The organism is Microvirga sp. P4_A5 (assembly GCF_056402495.1).
Window position 1 is genome coordinate 85,888 of the sequence record NZ_JBFUHH010000004.1, and the last position, 17,136, is coordinate 103,023.

18 protein-coding genes are annotated in these 17,136 nt (G+C 63.1%); 13 read left to right on the forward strand and 5 right to left on the reverse strand.

Features of this window, described 5'->3' with window-relative positions; genetic code table 11:
* The first annotated feature begins 63 nt into the window (after positions 1-63).
* The 3 genes from AC1DVM_RS02870 (at position 64) to AC1DVM_RS02880 (ending at position 3,132) form a co-directional block, all read left to right on the forward strand.
* Positions 64-1,575: an ATPase domain-containing protein gene (locus AC1DVM_RS02870; RefSeq protein WP_477251874.1), complete on the forward strand. Its 1,512-nt coding sequence runs from the start codon at positions 64-66 to the stop codon at positions 1,573-1,575.
* On the forward strand, positions 1,562-2,602 hold the full coding sequence (locus AC1DVM_RS02875) for a sensor histidine kinase (protein WP_477251876.1): 1,041 nt from the start codon (positions 1,562-1,564) through the stop codon (positions 2,600-2,602). Before AC1DVM_RS02870 ends, AC1DVM_RS02875 begins: the two co-directional genes overlap by 14 nt.
* A 122-nt stretch (positions 2,603-2,724) precedes the next feature.
* Entirely contained in the window at positions 2,725-3,132 is a 408-nt protein-coding gene (locus tag AC1DVM_RS02880; RefSeq protein ID WP_477251878.1) for a DUF2177 family protein, read from the forward strand.
* Positions 3,133-3,159: 27 nt separating this feature from the next.
* Here AC1DVM_RS02880 and AC1DVM_RS02885 read toward each other — a convergent pair whose 3' ends face one another.
* From AC1DVM_RS02885 to AC1DVM_RS02895, 3 genes are read right to left on the reverse strand one after another with little or no spacing between them, the layout of a single operon-like run.
* The gene (locus AC1DVM_RS02885) at positions 3,160-3,963 is read right to left on the reverse strand and encodes a DUF1295 domain-containing protein (RefSeq protein ID WP_477251908.1); all 804 of its coding nucleotides are present in this window, start codon (positions 3,961-3,963) and stop codon (positions 3,160-3,162) included.
* 19 nt (positions 3,964-3,982) lie between these two features.
* Complete coding sequence (locus tag AC1DVM_RS02890) at positions 3,983-4,645, reverse strand: ChrR family anti-sigma-E factor (protein WP_477251880.1); 663 nt, start codon at positions 4,643-4,645, stop codon at positions 3,983-3,985.
* Complete coding sequence (locus tag AC1DVM_RS02895) at positions 4,642-5,217, reverse strand: sigma-70 family RNA polymerase sigma factor (RefSeq protein WP_477251882.1); 576 nt, start codon at positions 5,215-5,217, stop codon at positions 4,642-4,644. Before AC1DVM_RS02895 ends, AC1DVM_RS02890 begins: the two co-directional genes overlap by 4 nt.
* A gap of 186 nt (positions 5,218-5,403) precedes the next feature.
* Here AC1DVM_RS02895 and AC1DVM_RS02900 point away from each other — a divergent pair, with 186 nt between their 5' ends.
* The 7 genes from AC1DVM_RS02900 to AC1DVM_RS02930 all read left to right on the forward strand — a co-directional run bounded on the left by AC1DVM_RS02900 (position 5,404) and on the right by AC1DVM_RS02930 (position 12,162).
* The gene (locus AC1DVM_RS02900) at positions 5,404-6,774 is read left to right on the forward strand and encodes an NAD(P)/FAD-dependent oxidoreductase (protein ID WP_477251884.1); all 1,371 of its coding nucleotides are present in this window, start codon (positions 5,404-5,406) and stop codon (positions 6,772-6,774) included.
* The gene (locus tag AC1DVM_RS02905; RefSeq protein WP_477251886.1) at positions 6,771-7,550 is read left to right on the forward strand and encodes a DUF1365 domain-containing protein; all 780 of its coding nucleotides are present in this window, start codon (positions 6,771-6,773) and stop codon (positions 7,548-7,550) included. Before AC1DVM_RS02900 ends, AC1DVM_RS02905 begins: the two co-directional genes overlap by 4 nt.
* Positions 7,551-7,561: 11 nt before the next feature.
* On the forward strand, positions 7,562-8,818 hold the full coding sequence (locus AC1DVM_RS02910; protein WP_477251888.1) for a class I SAM-dependent methyltransferase: 1,257 nt from the start codon (positions 7,562-7,564) through the stop codon (positions 8,816-8,818).
* Positions 8,815-9,468, forward strand: coding sequence for a DUF6134 family protein (locus tag AC1DVM_RS02915; protein ID WP_477251889.1), 654 nt, complete (start codon positions 8,815-8,817; stop codon positions 9,466-9,468). Before AC1DVM_RS02910 ends, AC1DVM_RS02915 begins: the two co-directional genes overlap by 4 nt.
* A gap of 73 nt (positions 9,469-9,541) precedes the next feature.
* Positions 9,542-10,099 (forward strand): hypothetical protein, encoded by a 558-nt coding sequence (locus AC1DVM_RS02920; protein WP_477251891.1) that lies wholly within the window; start codon positions 9,542-9,544, stop codon positions 10,097-10,099.
* A gap of 160 nt (positions 10,100-10,259) precedes the next feature.
* On the forward strand, positions 10,260-11,291 hold the full coding sequence (locus tag AC1DVM_RS02925; RefSeq protein ID WP_477251893.1) for a radical SAM protein: 1,032 nt from the start codon (positions 10,260-10,262) through the stop codon (positions 11,289-11,291).
* Positions 11,227-12,162: an SDR family oxidoreductase gene (locus AC1DVM_RS02930; RefSeq protein ID WP_477251895.1), complete on the forward strand. Its 936-nt coding sequence runs from the start codon at positions 11,227-11,229 to the stop codon at positions 12,160-12,162. Before AC1DVM_RS02925 ends, AC1DVM_RS02930 begins: the two co-directional genes overlap by 65 nt.
* A 165-nt stretch (positions 12,163-12,327) precedes the next feature.
* On the opposite strand, the gene AC1DVM_RS02935 is transcribed toward AC1DVM_RS02930, so the two are convergent.
* Positions 12,328-12,900: an NADPH-dependent FMN reductase gene (locus AC1DVM_RS02935; RefSeq protein WP_477251897.1), complete on the reverse strand. Its 573-nt coding sequence runs from the start codon at positions 12,898-12,900 to the stop codon at positions 12,328-12,330.
* 749 nt (positions 12,901-13,649) lie between these two features.
* On the opposite strand from AC1DVM_RS02935, the gene groES reads away from it, so the two are divergent.
* Positions 13,650-13,964, forward strand: a complete 315-nt coding sequence (gene groES, locus AC1DVM_RS02940) for a co-chaperone GroES (RefSeq protein WP_477251899.1) — start codon at positions 13,650-13,652, stop codon at positions 13,962-13,964.
* Between the two features lie 45 nt (positions 13,965-14,009).
* Positions 14,010-15,659 carry a chaperonin GroEL gene (groL, locus tag AC1DVM_RS02945; protein WP_477251901.1) on the forward strand — a complete coding sequence of 550 codons (1,650 nt, stop codon included), beginning with the start codon at positions 14,010-14,012 and terminating at the stop codon, positions 15,657-15,659.
* 307 nt (positions 15,660-15,966) lie between these two features.
* Here the strand turns inward: groL and AC1DVM_RS02950 are convergent, their stop codons facing one another.
* Entirely contained in the window at positions 15,967-16,443 is a 477-nt protein-coding gene (locus tag AC1DVM_RS02950) for a hypothetical protein (protein WP_477251902.1), read from the reverse strand.
* Between the two features lie 157 nt (positions 16,444-16,600).
* On the opposite strand from AC1DVM_RS02950, the gene AC1DVM_RS02955 reads away from it, so the two are divergent.
* The coding region (locus tag AC1DVM_RS02955; RefSeq protein WP_477251903.1) for a hypothetical protein at positions 16,601-17,136 on the forward strand (536 nt) is incomplete at its 3' end.

The window sequence follows — 17,136 nt, forward strand, 5'->3', positions numbered from 1 at the left end:
AGGCCCTATTTAGCCGAGGCTGTGGATACCTTCCAGCAAACTCACCTTCGCAAGGACCAATTAATGCGACCCGAGCCTCATCCCGATGCAGCCCCGATTCCGTCTGGTGTACCCGGTCTGGACGATATTCTGACCGGGGGCTACGCGTCCAATCGCGCTCATCTGATCGAGGGCCGCCCGGGCTGTGGCAAGACGACCCTCGGATTGCAATTTTTGCTGGACGGCGTCCAGAAGGGCGTGCGCTGTCTCTACGTGACCCTGTCCGAGAGCAAGCGTGAGCTTCTCTCCGTTGCAGAGCGGCACGGCTGGTCGCTCGACGGCATCGAAATCTACGAACTCGTGCCACCCGAGCTCAGCCTCGATCCGCGCCAGCAGCAGAGCCTCGTTCATTCGTCCGACCTCGAGCTCGGGGAAACGGTTCAAATGGCGCTCGCGGAAGTCGAGCGGGTGAAGCCCGCCCGGGTTGTTTTCGACAGTCTGTCGGAGATCCGCCTTCTATCTCAAGGCTCCCTTCGGTATCGCCGGCAGGTTCTGGCGCTCAAGAGTTTCTTTCTCCTCCACGATATAACGGTTCTCATGCTGGACGATCTCACGTCGGAGCAGGACGACCTCAATCTGCACAGCATCAGCCATGCGGTGGTTCGCCTCGAGCAACTGGCCCCGGAATATGGCAAGGAGCGCCGCCGCCTGCGCGTCATCAAGATGCGCGGTTCCGACTTCCGCGGAGGGTTCCATGATTTCGTGATCCGGAAAGGCGGTGTGCAGGTCTATCCGCGCCTTGTCGCGGCGGAACATCACAGGGAATTCGAGTCGGAGCCGATTACGAGCGGCGTGACCGAACTTGATAATCTGTTGGGTGGTGGCCTCGATCGCGGAACAAGCACGCTCTTGATCGGCCCTTCCGGCGCGGGCAAGTCTTCGCTTGCCGTGAGCTATGTGCATGCCGCCCTGGCGCGCGGCGAACGAGCCCTGATGGTCAGTTTCGACGAAACCACGAAGATCCTGCGCGAGAGAACGGCAGGGATCGGGATGGATCTCGATCCTTTTCTGGAATCCGGGCTTCTCAAGGTTGCGCAGATCGACCCGGCCAACATGTCGCCGGGCGAGTTGTCGGGGCGCGTGCGTGAAGCCGTGGAGCAGGACAACGCTCGCGTGGTCGTGATCGACAGCCTGACCGGCTACCTCAACGCGATGCCCGAGGAGCAGTTTATCGTGCTGCAGATGCACGAGATCCTCACTTACCTGAATCAACAGGGTGTGGTGACGATCCTGGTTCTGGCTCAGCACGGGATGGTGGGGCAGATGGCCTCACCCATCGACCTGACCTACCTGAGCGATTGCGTCGTGCTACTGCGGTTTTTCGAGGCGAAGGGGCGCGTGCGCCGCGCTTTGTCGGTTCTCAAGAAACGGACCGGACCTCATGAGGATACGATTCGCGAGTTCCGGATCGATGAAGAGGGTTTGCTCGTTGGTTCACCGTTGAGCGATTTCCGAGGCGTCCTGACCGGCGTCCCGACGTTTGACGGGGCGAGTGCCCAACTCATGAAGGATCGCGCAGGCGATGGTGCAGAGTAATGCGTACGTCCTGATCCTGGCTCCGGTCGGCCGGGACGGGGCGGTGGCTGAAAAGATCCTCGCCGAAGTGGGCTTACATTCCCTTGTCTGCTGCACGCTCGAGGCTGTGCTGAGCAACCTGGACAAGGCGGGATGCGCGGTGGTGACCGAGGAAGCGTTGCTGTCGTCCGACCGGCGCCCGCTTGCCGAATGGGCGAGCCGGCAACCACCCTGGTCGGACTTTCCCTTCATCGTGCTCACGACGCGGGGCCGCTCGCCCGATCTTCACCTGCCGGAAATGCTGGGAAACGTTACCGTCCTCGAACGACCTTTCCATCCTGCCGTCCTTGCAAACGCAACGCAATCCGCCTTGCGGGCGCGTCGGCGTCAGCGGGAAGTCGAAGCGCACCTGCAGGAGAGGCAGCGGACACATGAGCGACAGGCTCTTCTGATCCGGGAGCTTCACCATCGGGTGAAAAACACGCTTTCGACGGTCCAGGGGCTGCTAGGAGGCACCAGGCGATCCAGCCATTCGATGGATCAGTTCTACCATTCTTTCTCTGACAGGATCGTGGCGCTCGCCAAGACGCATACGCTTCTGACGGAAGATTACTGGMAGATGGGATCGCTGCAGGAAATGCTCACGGCTGAGCTCTCCCCCTACAACAACCATTCGACCCACCGAATCGTCCTCGAAGGTCCACCCGTCGAGCTCTCCGCAGATCTCGCGGTGCCGACCGGCATGGCCATACACGAACTCACCACAAACGCGGCGAAATACGGCGCGCTTTCGGTTCCGGATGGCCGCGTTCACGTGTCGTGGATTTTGATGGAGGACGGCGAGGACAAGAAGCTCTGTCTCGAATGGACCGAACGCGGCGGACCCGAGGTCGAGACCCCAAAGCGCAGGGGTTTCGGGTCCACGCTTCTTCAGCGGGTGCTCACGACCCAATGCAACGCAGAAGTGAATTTCGATTTTGCGCGCGAAGGCCTGCGCTTCCGCATGCAAGCCCCGTTGAGCAACGATCGCCTTGTGCCGAAATATTGATTCCGACCGGATTCACGGCGTCCGGGCGAGAAAGCACTCCCTTCAGAAGTGATCCGGTGAGGCCTGCGCTTCGTACTTGAACGCAGGCCCCCCGATGGGGTCGGTCAGGGGAGAGCGAGCGCGTGAAGAATTATCTGGTGGCCTACGGGGTGACGGCGGTCGTGTTTCTCGCCGTCGATGCAATCTGGTTGAGCACGATGACGGGGATGCTCTATCGCCCGATCATGGGGGATGCGCTGGCAGCCCAGCCCCGTTTCGTCCCGGCGACCGCGTTCTACCTGCTCTATGTTGTCGGCATCGTCTATTTCGCCATCGCACCGGCGTTGACGTCCGGCAACTGGTCCACCGCGGCGATCAACGGTGCGATCTTCGGCTTCATGGCCTATGCAACCTACGACCTTACCAATCAGGCTACGTTGAAGAACTGGACGACGCTCCTCACGCTTGCGGACCTCACCTGGGGCACGGTGTTGACGTGCGTTTCGGCGACGGTGGGCTATTTCCTGACGACATTGATTCTCCGCCAGTGAAAATGGCCGGTTGTCGGCCTGCGCCACCTACGCTCTGCGCGGCCCGGGAAAGAACGCATTGACCCGCGCCTTGTACGCCCGGAACGCATCCCCGCGCGATCGCTCCATATGCGCTTCGAGGTGAGGAATGCCCGATACGTGCACGAGCAGCCAGTACATCATGACCGGCGCCGCAAGCGCCAGCCACCCCCACGGATAGGCGAGGCTCACATCGATGGCGAAGAGCGGGTAGGCGCACCAGCCCAGCCATTCGAAAAAATAGTTGGGATGGCGCGAATACGCCCAAAGACCCGTCTCGCAGATGCGGCCTTTATTGGCTGCGTTCCGCTTGAACCGACGAAGCTGGGAGTCGGCGACCGCTTCCCCGATAATCGCGATCACAAGAACCACGATCGCAATCCCATCCCAGAAGCGCAGGCCCGGCACGGGGTTCTGCGCCGCCACGAAGACGGATATTGCGAGGATGATGGCCGCGACCGCCTGAATCTGGAGAAACCAGAAAAGCCGTTTGGGAAAGTCATCGCCCCATTCACGCTCGAGTTCGGCATAGCGCGGATCATCGCCACCGTTCCCTGTGCGCCGCGCGATAGAGATGCCCAGCCTCAGGCCCCACAGCAAGACAAGCGTGGCGACCGCGAGCTGCCGTGCGGTGAAGTGATCCGATGCCTGAACCGGCGCCAGAGCCAGGATGGATCCCGCAACACCGGCGGACAGTGACCAGATGGTGTCGATCCAACCGGATTGTCCCGTCCGGCGCTGGATCACCCAAGCGACCGCCATGGCGCCCGATACAGCCATGGCGACGACGAGCACGAGAATGGCGGTTTGCAAAGCCGTCACCGGCGAGTCCTCATGCGCCGGTCAACGGCTGGAGCAGCCGGCCGAGGAATCCGCCCAGGCGGAGCCGCCCCTCTACGGCTGCAAGGCAGATGCACTCACCGTCGGCGTCCACCACGGGCTGATGCTCGGTTTCGGCATCCGCCTCGACAAGGTCGCCGGGACGATAATGCCCCGTCTCGTCGGAGAAGGACCCTTTCAGCACGAGAGTGAATTCCGTCCCCGTATGGCCGTGATGAGGCATCTTCCGCCCGGCTCCGATCCGCAAGAGCTTGACATCCGCCCTCTCGTCGCCCGGCAATCCGACGCGGCTCCACCGGACTCCGGGTCCACCCCAGCGCCACCGTCCAATGTCGCACTGACGAAGCGCTCGTGGGAGCGACAGCCCCTCGATCGGTTCGAGCACCTGAACAGGGCGGCGTATCGCGGCGGTAGCGACTCCTGTGGGCATCTCGATGCGCGCAAAGGCCCGTGACAATGCATGGGGCTCCATGGCGACGGGTGGGAGATCCTCGAGGAAGGCGCCCCCGATCATTTCGAAATCCGACACGCGCTCCCTGCACGCGCCGCATGCCTCAAGATGCGCCGCGATGACGAGCGCCGGTCCTCGCTCGAGGGTCCCTGCCGCATAACGCGCGAGCGAGAAATCGGTCGGGTGATGATGAAAGATGCTCATGTCAGGTCGATCAGAAGGCTGCGCAGGCGCGTCATAGCCAGACGGATCCTTGATTTGACGGTACCCAGCGGCAGCCCGAGCTCTCGGGCGATGATCGCGTGGGGCTTTTCATGAAAGAACGACATTTCGACGATTTTCGCCTGCTCCTCCGAGAGCGCCTCGAGGGCCTCCCGGACGCGCGCCTCGCGTTCCTCGGCCATCAGCAGGCTGTCGCTTCGCTCGGGTGGCTCGGGCTCGTCGCTGGGATCGGGCTCGAGGTTTCGAGACTTCATTTCGCGACGTTGCTGATCAATCCGCAGATTGCGGGCGATGGTGAAGATCCAGACACTCGCTCCGGCACGCTCCGGGTCGTACGAGGACGCCTTTTGCCAGACGATGAACAACGTCTCCTGCGCGAGTTCCTCGGCGGCATTCGCCGCCGTGCCGAAGCGCATGAGGTAACTCTTAACCCGGGGCGCGAAATGGCTGAAGAGGGCCGCGAAAGCATCCCGATCTCGATCTGTCGCAATGGCGGCGATCAAGCGGCGGAATTCCCGGGCCTGCGCGTCATCCTGGGACGTCGCGCGCTTCATCGCTCCCAATCCCGGTGGGGGAAAGGATCCGACAAGGCGACCGGCTGAGGAAAATCCGCGGGCATTCATACTCCCTGTTACGAAGCGGTCGAGGTTTTGGATCATCCCTGGCGAACGGAGTGATCCAACGACCTGACGTACCCGTATTATGGTCAGGACACCAAACTGAAAGGAAGCCCGTTGAGTGTGACACAGCTCCCTCCGCGCTCCGGCCATTCCCCACAACCGCTGGAAATCGCGGTTGTGGGGTCCGGCATTTCGGGTCTATCGGCCGCTTGGCTGCTCAGCCAGCGCCATCGCGTGACCTTGTTCGAAGCCGAGCCGCGCCTTGGCGGGCATTCCCATACGGTGACGGTCCCCTACAAGGGCGGGCTCCTCCCGGTCGATACCGGCTTCATCGTCTACAACACGGCAAGCTACCCGAATCTGACGGCGCTGTTCGCCCATCTGGACGTCCCCACCCGGGCGACCGACATGTCGTTTGCCGTGTCACTCGATGGCGGCGCGCTTGAGTATAGCGGCACGAATCTCGCCGGGCTCTTCGCCCAGAAATCCAATCTCGCGCGGCCCCGCTTCTGGTCCATGCTGTCGGATCTCTACCGCTTCTACAAGAATGCACCGGGCGACATCGCGCAGCTCGATCTTACGACCCTTGGCGAATATCTCGACGCCAACAATTATGGTTCGGCCTTTCGGCAAGATCATCTTTTTCCCATGGCGGCAGCCATATGGTCGACGCCCGCCAATCGCGTGCAGGATTACCCCGCCGCGGCATTCATCCGATTTTGTGAGAATCACGGCCTCCTGAAATTGACCGGACGGCCGGTCTGGCGAACGGTGGAAGGCGGAAGCCGGGTTTATGTCGACCGGCTGCGGGATTCGATCTCCGACCGCGTCAGGTCGTCGGAACCGGTGCGAACGGTGAAACGCGATGCCAGAGGCGTCACCGTCGAGACCGCTCGCGGCGCGAGYGAGCGCTTCGACCACGTGGTCCTCGCCACCCATGCGGATCAGGCGCTGCGGCTTCTGGCCGAGCCGACCCGCCAGGAGCGCGAGATCCTCGGAGCCTTCCGCTACAGCTGCAACGAGACGATCCTGCACGGAGACGATCGACTCATGCCGCAACGCCGAGGCGTGTGGGCGAGCTGGAATTATCTCGCCGAGAGAGGCCGGGAGCGTGCCGACCCGTCGGTGACCTATTGGATGAACCTGCTGCAAGGGCAGCCACGGGATGTGCCGCTCTTCGTTTCACTCAACCCGGCCATCGCGCCGCGCGAGGCGCGGGTTTACTGGCGCGGGACCTACGAGCATCCTTTGTTCGATCAAGCGGCGATCCGCGCGCAGGATGACCTCTGGTCGCTGCAAGGCGAGCAGAAGACCTGGTTCTGCGGCGCGTATTTCGGTTCCGGCTTCCATGAAGACGGCCTGCAGGCGGGCCTCGCGGTCGCAGAAGAACTGGGCGGCGTCAGGCGGCCTTGGGAGGTCGCCGACGAATCGGCCCGGATCAGGATTGCACGGAAGCAACCGGCTGGTATGCGGATTGGAATGGCATCGTGACAATTTCGTCGGCCCTCTATGTCGGGACGGTTTTCCATCGGCGCTTCAAGCCGAAGGAGCACAAACTGCGGTACGGGGTCTATTGGCTCCTCATCGACCTCGACGAGCTGCCGACGCTTGCCCGCTCGCTTCGACTGCTCTCTCGCGACCGATTCAATCTGTTCAGTTTCCACGAGCGCGATTACGGCGCGCGCGACGGGACGCCTTTGCGCGAGCATGTGGAACGAGCGATGGCGGAAGCGGGCCTGACGCCCGACGGAGGCGCCATTCGTCTCCTCACCATGCCGCGTATTCTCGGATATGCCTTCAACCCCCTCAGCGTGTATTTCTGCTACGGCCAGGACAATGCGCTCCGGGCGACCCTCTACGAAGTGTCGAACACTTTCGGTCAGAGACACAGCTACCTTGTGCCGACGGAGGATCTGGAATCGGTGTCGCAATCGGCTCCGAAGCGATTCTATGTGTCGCCCTTCCTCGACATGGATCTCACCTATGCTTTCCGCGTCCGGCCGCCTGCGGACAGGGTGTCGGTTTCGATCCACTGCGATGACCTCTCCGGCACTGTGTTGGCGGCCGCACTCACAGGCCGCCGTCGTGCGATCAGCGACGCGGCGCTCGCGAGGGTCTTTCTCACCCACCCCCTGCTCACATTGAAGGTCATGGGGGGCATCCATTGGGAGGCGCTTCGGCTGTGGCTCAAAGGTGTCGGGCTTCGCAACCGTCCTCCGCCGCCGGAACGACCGATCACGATCGTGGCGCCGCATTCGCAAATCTAAGGAACATCACCATGCCTTCCCAGAGTTCGGGCGGAACCCTCGCGCAGCGCGTACCTCACAAACGCGGTCGGTTCGGCTTCGGTTTGGCCCCCGCGCTGCTGCGTAGACTGCTGTCCTGCATCGCCTTCGGCAGCCTCATCGTCGAGACGCCGACGGGCGAGCGCGTTCGGGCGGTCTCCCGCCACGAAGGCCCGGAAGCGACGCTCATCCTGCATCGATGGCGCGCTCTGCGCAGACTGGCGACGAAGGGCGATATCGGTTTCGCCGAAGGCTATATCGACGGCGATTGGTCGAGCCCCGACCTGACTGCGCTCATTCAACTTGCATCCGTCAACACGCCGGCGCTCAAGCGTTTGATGCGGGGATCCGCCATGCTGCGCGCGGTTCACCGCCTGTCGCATGTCTTGCGATCCAACACCCGCGGAGGAAGCCGTCGCAACATCGCGTTCCATTACGATCTCGGGAACGATTTCTATTCCCTCTGGCTCGACCGCAGCATGACATATTCGTCCGCGCTTTACGCACGCGACGGGCTGACGCTGGAGGCCGCTCAGGAAGAGAAGTTCAACCGGATCGTCTCGATGCTCGATATCCAGGACGGCGAGAGGGTTCTTGAGATCGGTTGCGGCTGGGGCGCGCTGGCGGCGAGGCTTGCGGGCATCGGGAAGACCGAGGTCGTCGCTCTCACCCTGTCGAAGGAACAGCGCGAATTTGCGGTCGCGGCGCATCGGCGCGATGGGGTTGCGAGCCTGATCGACGTGCGCCTTCAGGATTATCGCGACGTCCGGGGTGAGTTCGACCGCATCGTGTCGATTGAGATGCTCGAGGCGGTCGGCGAGCGGTTTTGGCCGGTTTATTTCGACACGGTGAGGGCTCGGTTGAAGAACGATGGCCGCGCGGTGCTCCAGGTCATCACGATCGATGAGGCCCGCTTCGAGGATTACCGGGAGGGTGCGGACTTCATCCAGCGTCATGTTTTTCCGGGCGGAATGCTGCCCTCCAAGACGGCGTTGCGCCGCGAGATCGAGAACGCCGGCCTGCAGCTGACAGCCGCGGAGACGTTCGGCCAGAGCTATGCGGAAACGCTCGCCGAATGGCGCATTCGTTTTCATCGATCGTGGCCCGATATCGAGAGAATCGGGTTCGGCGAACGCTTCCGTCGACTCTGGGACTATTACCTCTGTTACTGCGAGGCAGGTTTCAGGACCGGCGCAATCGACGTAGGGCTCTATTGCGTCACGCATGCCGAAAAGGATCCGGCCTCATGATGGATCGTCGCGCCTTTCTCCTTGGCGCGGGTGCGCTGACATTGACGTCGGGAGACGGGCTTGCGGCCTTGCCGGTGCCGGCTGGGGGCAGGCTCACCTTCAAGGTCGTGCGCAAGGGCGAAACGATCGGCTACCACCAGGTGACGTTCAGCAAGGCGGGCGATACGCTCGTAGTGCGCGTCTCCGTTGACCTGACGGTAAAACTCGGCCCCGTTCCACTTTACCGCTACTCGCATCGCGTAACGGAGACCTGGCGTGGCGACAATGTCGTGGCGCTCGATGCCGACACCAACGACAACGGCACCCGGCTTCGCGTGTCCGGCGAACGGAAAGGCGAAGGGCTCTCCATCGTCTCCACCAAATCCGGGTCCTACGAGGCGCCTTCCAACGCGCTTCCCGCGACCCATTGGAATCGGCGGATGCTGGACGGCCCCTTCATCAACACCCAGACGGGCGAATTGATGCGGCCCGCGGTTGCCTTCAAGGGTGCGGAGCGAATTGAGACTGCGTCGGGACAGGCGCTGACCGCCCGCCGTTTTGCCCTGACCGGACCTGTCCGACTCGACACATGGTATGACGACACGCCCACATGGCAGGCCCTGGTTTTTACCGCCGAAGACGGGTCGCAGATCGCGTATCAAAAAGCATGAGACCGCGTTCAGACAACGCGATGCGCGGCACCCACGTCGCCTCGCCGCGCGCGCGGACGCTGCCGCAACCCGGATGAGTCTCCCCCAACGACTCAACGGCTACATGGCAAGCGCAGACCCGCATGTTGCGGCGGCCAACAAGATCGCGCTGCTCGTCGCCGGGAACCAGCCTTTCTACCCGCTTTATCTGTTCGCGCTCGTCGGCCACGACGCCTGGCCCTCCCTGCTCACCTTTGTGTCCACTCCCTTCTTCATCGCCGTCCCCGCTCTGGCGCGGTGCAGTTCGCTCGGCGGACGGGTCATGCTGTTGCTCGCCGGGCTCGGCAACACCGTCCTGTGCGCCAGGATCTTCGGAACGGCGTCGGGGGTGGAGTGGTTTTATGTGCCCTGCGCCATCATCGCCCTCATGATATTTCGGCGCACCGAGGCATGGGCGCGGCTCTCGCTGACGATCCTGCCGGCGTTGCTTTTCGTCGGGCTGAGCGGCCGCTACGGCGCACCGCTTCAGGAATTCACTGGCGAACAATACAGCGCCATCGCACGGATCAACCTGTTCAGCGCCCTGGGGCTGACGGCGTTTCTGCTGCTGCTCATCATCCGGAAATCCCTGACCCGAGTATCCCGATCCTGAGCGGTTTGCCAGCAGGAGGGCGGCTCATGCCGCGCTCCGCGAGTAGACGCCCTAACGACACTCAACCGGCAAGTAGTGGCAAGCCCGGGTCTCGCGGATGATATATTGTTTCAATTCTTTCTTCGCCCCGCTGAATGCGGCGGCAGTTGGGGCAGGAACCATGACCGTCAAAATCGGGAAATTCATCTGGGATATTACCTACGCGTGCCCGCTGAGATGCAGGCATTGCTATTCGGAATCGGGCCGGCGGCCCGCCCGAACCCTGGACCGGGATAACGCCATGCGCGTGGTCGACTTCATTCTCGCGGCACGAGCCGAAAAGGTCTCGATCAGCGGCGGCGAACCGCTATCGGTCCGTTGGGCCGTCGAGGCGATGAAACGTCTGTGGGACGCGGGCGTCGCCGTGACGGTGTTCACGAGCGGCTGGTCCATGCAGGAGAAGACCGCCATTGCGCTTGCGGATGCGGCCTCGAGCGTGGCGTTGAGCATCGATGGCGCCGACGCCGCGATCCATGACGCCATCCGCGCGCGCGCCGGCGCATTCGAGCGCGGGATGAAAGCGCTCGATGTCCTGCACCGGGTGAGAGACGAGCGCCGGTCGGCCGGAGAGACATGCTTTACGTTCGGGATCGGCTACACGCTGACCCGCTCGGGCGCAAAGGAAGCGGATCTGGAGCGGTTTGTCGAGGCGACGATCAAACGATTCCCGAGGCTCGATTTCATCCGCTTCGGCGCTGTCATTCCATCGGGTCTGGCCGCCGAGCGGGCGTTCGAGGCAAGCGAGCTTCTCTCTCTCCAGGAACTGATCGATCTGATCGAAGTCGGGCGGCGCCTTGCTGCCCGCGCAGGCAACGCTCTCGACATTTCCACGACCGATGTCAGGTATTTCCTGCCTCGCCCCGGAGTGAGCGTGGTCGATCTGGACATTCTGCAGATCGAACCCGATGGAGCGCTCCGCGCTTATCCGATCTACGAAGCGAAGGTCGGAAACGTACTTCACGAGTCCCTCGACATTCTCTGGCCGCGCGTAAGGGCATGGCGTTCCGACCCTTTCGTCGCGAGGCACATGAAGACGGTCCAGTCCATGGCCGACTGGGCCAACACCACCCGGATACTCGACCGGCGCTATGGCTCCCCCGACGATCAAGAACGGATCGGGCGGCGCGGTCCGCTGGAACTGGCTCAAGCCTAGCGCGGACCATTCGCGCCGAAGCGGCCATGCGGCCTCCCATCCGTCAGGCGATACCGGGAGCGATACTTTTGTCGGCGGAACATTTAACCTGCACGCCTTCAAGGAGGTCGGCATGGCGCAGCGCGTTCTGATCACGGCGGGGGCTTCCGGCATCGGGCGGGAGATGGCACGGGCCTTCGTGGCCAATGGCGCCAAGGTGTTCGTCTGCGACATCGATAGGGCCGGCCTCGCCGAACTGGCACGCGAACTTCCAGGCCTCGTCACCGGTCTTTGCGATGTCTCCGAGCGCGAGCAGATCGAGCGCATGGTGACCGACGCGGCGCAGGCGTTGGGCGGCATCGACGTCCTGATCAACAATGCCGGCATCGCCGGTCCGACCGCGCCGGTTGCCGAGTTGGACCCCGAAGCTTGGGAGAAGGTCCTGCAGGTCAACCTGACCGGCACCTTCAATGTCACCCGTCTGGTCATTCCCCACCTCATTCGCGCGGGAGGAGGGGCCATCATCAACATGTCGTCGGCAGCGGGACGGTTCGGCTACCCGAACCGCGGCGCTTACGCGACGAGCAAATGGGGCCTGATTGGCTTCACCAAGACCTTGTCGATCGAGTTGGGCGACCACGGCATCAGGGTCAATGCCATCCTGCCGGGCCCAGTGGACGGACCCCGAATCCAGAAGGTGTTCGAAGGTCGCGCACAGGTGAGCGGACGAACGATCGAGGAGGTGACGCAGGAGTCGATGGCCAATCAGTCGATCAAAGCGCTGGTCGACCCCAGGGACATCGCGGCTCTGGCGTTTTTTCTCGCGTCGGACGCGGGCAAGTCGCTCTCAGGGCAACTCCTGCCGATCGACAACGACATGCAGCGGCTCTGAGGAGATCTCTTATGGCCCAGAGACTTCGCGCGGCCGGCGGAGTGGCGGGCGACCCGAAAGCCGGCTCGCTCACTTCGCCGCCGAAAGCTTGTCGAAGAATCTCGGCGTCGTCAGGGCCTCAAAGCGAGGACCGTGACCGTTCCCAGCTTGATCCGTCGCAAGCTCTCAGGCGTCCCGGGGCAGCGCGGTGTAGACCCTGATGATGAATTGGTGGAACTCAGCCATGTAGTTCTTCAGGAACTCGGCCGTGGACTCGTTGGTGATCTCGCCCTCATCGGTAATGAGACCGGGCGTGAACTGGATATAGGCCTCCGGGGCGTTCATCTGAGGCGAGTTGCAGAAACTGAGGACGCTGCGCAACTGCTGCTGCGCCACGGCGGTGCCGATGGCGCCCGGCGAAGTGCCGATCACGGCCGATGGCTTGCGCGTGAACGCATTTTTCCCGTAGGGCCTGCTGGCCCAGTCGATGGCATTCTTCAGCCCGCCGGGAATTGAACGGTTATATTCCGGGGTCACGAACAGAACCGCGTCCACGGCCTTGATGGCATCCTTGAAGGACGTGGCGACCGCCGGATAATCGGCATCGTAATCGTAGCTGTAGAGCGGCAGGTCCTTGATCGGAATCTCCGTGAATTCAAGGTGCTCCGGAGCCACCTTGGTCAGGGCCAGGGCGAGCTTCCGGTTGATCGATTCCCTGGCAATGCTGCCAATCAAGTAGCCGACTTTGAATGTGGTCATGAGAGCCTCCTGTGCGCGGGCTCGGTGGCGAAGTCGCAGGGTCAGATAGGATAGCGCATTTCAGGCGGATTGTTCCGCCAGGCACCCCTGAAACCTGACGCGCCGGACGCCCATCCGCTTCGCAGCGACCGTCGCCGCCTCGGCAACCTCGAAGTTTGATCAATCGGACGCTCGGCCGCCCTGGATTGTCACGTTCACGGATGCCAGGTGCCCCCAAGCTCAATCGAAAGGGACCCATTTTCCGCCAAAACCGACGTGGCGCCTGAGCGGATCAGCTTAGGTGACCGGCGGGCTACACGGCGCGATGCAGACACTTACAGACTGTCATGTGCGCACGTCGGATAGACGAAAAGCTGATTATTTCAGCGATCGTCATTGAGCGATAAGGGGGATGGCGGTGGAGGCAGTCTTCTGCGAACCTGTCTCGGTCACCTCGAGGAGAAACACGGAATTTACAGAGAAGTGCTCGTAAATGATGACTTTGGCGCTCCCCCTTGCGCCAATTCAGCTCCTTTTTTCAGGAGCTTCGGGCAGATTCCCTGTTCTCCGGAACAGGGAATCCATCCACTTAAACAGTGAAGTTGCGGGATGGGATCAGGGAGACTGTGCGCCGCAGCGAAGGCCTTGCCGACGTTCTGCGGGAGCAGCCGCGCAACGTTTCCATTAGCAGTCGCAGTCTATGAGTGCTAGGAAACGCGCTTAGGCGCCTCCGAGCGCCTCCCGTTCTTCAGTAAAACAGGATATCCGCCATGACGTTTCGTCCATTGCATGACCGTGTCGTCGTGCGTCGCATCGATGCCGAAGACAAGAGCAAAGGCGGGATCATCATCCCCGACACCGCCAAGGAGAAGCCGCAAGAGGGCGAAATCGTTGCCGCCGGTCCTGGCGCCCGCGATGAGAGCGGAACGCTTGTGGCTCTCGACGTCAAGACGGGCGATCGCGTCCTCTTCAGCAAGTGGTCAGGCACCGAAGTGAAGATCGATGGTCAGGACCTCCTGATCATGAAGGAATCCGACATCATGGGTGTGATCGAGAACGCTGTTTCAAAGGCGAAGGCGGCTTAAAGTCGGATCCCTTTCCGTTTTATTGATCATTGGAGATTTCAAATCATGGCTGCCAAAGACGTTAAATTTTCCTCAGACGCGCGTGACAAGATGATCCGCGGCGTCGACATCCTCGCCAACGCCGTGAAGGTCACGCTSGGYCCCAAGGGCCGKAACGTRGTSCTCGAYAAGKCCTAYGGCGCKCCGCGCATCACCAAGGACGGCGTSACCGTCGCCAAGGARATCGAGCTCGCCGACAAGTTCGAGAACATGGGCGCMCAGATGGTGCGCGAGGTCGCCTCGAAAGCCAGCGACGTCGCCGGCGACGGCACCACCACCGCGACGGTTCTCGCGCAGTCGATCGTSCGCGAGGGCGCCAAGGCGGTGGCGGCCGGCATGAACCCGATGGACCTCAAGCGCGGTGTCGATCTCGCGGTGGCTGAAGCGGTCAAGGACRTCCAGGCCCGCGCCAAGAAAGTCGCCTCATCGGAGGAGATCGCCCAGGTTGGCACGATTTCSGCCAACGGCGATGCGTCCATCGGCGAGATGATTGCAAAAGCYATGCAGCGCGTCGGCAATGAGGGCGTCATCACGGTMGAGGARGCCAAGACCGCCGAGACCGAACTCGACGTCGTCGAAGGCATGCAGTTCGACCGTGGCTACCTCTCGCCGTACTTCATCACCAACGCCGAGAAGATGGTGGCCGAGCTCGAGGATCCCTACATCCTCATCCACGAGAAGAAGCTCTCGACGCTGCAGAGCCTGCTGCCGATCCTCGAAGCCGTCGTGCAGACCGACAAGCCGCTCCTCATCATCGCCGAGGACATCGAGGGCGAGGCGCTCGCGACCCTCGTCGTCAACAAGCTCCGTGGCGGCCTGAAGATCGCCGCCGTCAAGGCTCCGGGCTTCGGCGACCGCCGCAAGGCCATGCTCGAGGACATCGCCGTTCTCACCGCCGGCCAGGTCATCTCGGAAGACCTCGGCATCAAGCTCGAGACCGTCACCCTCGACATGCTCGGCCGCGCCAAGCGCGTCCGCATCGAGAAGGAAAACACCACAATCATCGACGGCGCCGGTCAGAAGAAGGACATCGAAGCCCGCGTGGCGCAAATCAAGGCGCAGGTCGAGGAGACCACCTCGGACTACGACCGTGAGAAGCTGCAGGAGCGCCTCGCCAAGCTCGCAGGCGGCGTCGCGATCATCCGCGTCGGCGGTTCGACCGAGATCGAGGTCAAGGAGAAGAAGGATCGCGTCGACGATGCCATGCACGCCACCAAGGCGGCGGTCGAGGAAGGCATTGTCGCCGGCGGCGGCACCGCCCTGCTGCGCGCCAAGGCGGCCGTCGCCAAGCTCACGTCCGACAACGCCGACGTCCGCGCCGGCATCGCCATCGTGCTGCGCGCGCTTGAGGCCCCCATCCGGCAGATTGTCGAGAATGCCGGCGTCGAAGGCTCCATCGTGGTCGGCAAGATCCTCGCGAATGCGTCGGAAACGTACGGCTTCAACGCCCAGACCGAAGAGTTCGGCGACATGCTGAAAGCCGGCATCGTCGACCCGGCGAAGGTCGTTCGTTCGGCGCTTCAGGGTGCGGCGTCCGTTGCGGGCCTGCTGATCACCACCGAGGCCATGGTGGCCGAGGCACCGAGCAAGGAAGCGGCCCCCGCCATGCCAGGCGGTGGCGGCGGCATGGGTGGCATGGGCGGCATGGGCTTCTAACGTCCGAACTCATCCAAGCCACAAATTAAAACCAAGGCCCCGGAGCATTCCGGGGCTTTTTGTTGCGGCAGTCGTTTCGGGAGTCTTCCTCGACGTCGGACGGCGAACCGACAACAGGGGGAAGGGAGTTTCCTGCATGGCCGGTGGACAGGCTTTCACGACAATATGTCGACAGCCAGCGGGGATCGGTTCTAACGCGCAGCCGGTTTGCGCGGCCCCGACACGACACTTCGTCCCACTTGACGATGCTGGCGTCGCGGCACCCTCGGTGGCGCCGCGCATCACCGGTCTGATGCGGTCGAGGGGCCTATCGGAGGATCGCCGGCAAGCGGCGCTTCCACTTCTCGGCGCGCGACAGCGCAAGTGCAATCCTGTCGGTGCGGCACATCCGACGGATCGGAGAGGGCGTCATGGCAGGCTCTGCGCGATCTGATGGACCCGTGGCCTTTTCAGCCGGGCGATCGACGGGCGGCTGGGGCGCGGGAACGGCCTCGTCGATTGACGCGGAGGCAGCAACCGGCGGCAGGGGTTTGTCTGCATCGCGTCGCGCCCGTCGCGTGGTCGCCAGAGGAGCGTCGGGTACGGTGTCGGCTCGCGGCAGCGCCGGCAGGATCCGTCGGGGCGTCGGCGCGTCAGACGGAAGTCCGGCGGCGGCGGGGCTCTTGCTCACCTCACGCAACACCGGCGGGCTCTCGGCGGCTGCAACCGCCGTTTTCCAGTCGAAGGCACCGGATTTGCGGCGCCCTTTGATCTCGACGGTGAAGGCGCGGTTCTGGCGAGGCATGTGATTCCTTGGTGGTGCGACCGGGCCGATCATGGCCGGTCAAGTCGATGTCGGTTGAGCGGCCCGGACCAGCGTTTCCGAACTGAGAAGACAATCCGGGCCCACGGGCTCGGCAGGTTTGGGGGTGGCCTGATCGCCGCGGGCGGGGGAGGTGACGGTGCCCCAGCGACTCAAGCTGCGTGTAAGTAACTCCGATTGGTCCGCCGTCGCAAGGGCGCAGGATGGTCTCAACACCGGTGGGCTGACGGCCTCATGCACCCCGGCGCTTCGCGTCTCGTCGCTGGCGTTCCATTCCCTCCGCGCGATCCTCGACTGTCGCCGCACGACGATCCCCGGAGCAAGGCGGACCCGGTTGACGATCGCCGGTGACAGCAGCGCTCGCTGCAATCGCGCCGGCGCCATCTACTTGGGCTTCAGGAGCGCGCGCGCCCCCCGCAGCAACGCGTTCACGGCCTTCCGCTGCGACAGCGTCTCCCGCGTGAACAGGCCATGCTTGAGCGCGCTGCGATTGTTGATCGGCGCCCCCGACCCGGCCGCCCCGCCGTGCATCCGGCAGCGCCTCTTGCCGGAGACGGCGGGCGCCTGGCACGGCGCCCCGGATCGGGTTTTGGCGCCGCACCGGCGACTGTTCCGCATCGGGCCCGTGTTGCGCCGATGGCCACACATGAAATTGCCCTATTCCCGGTCCGGCGG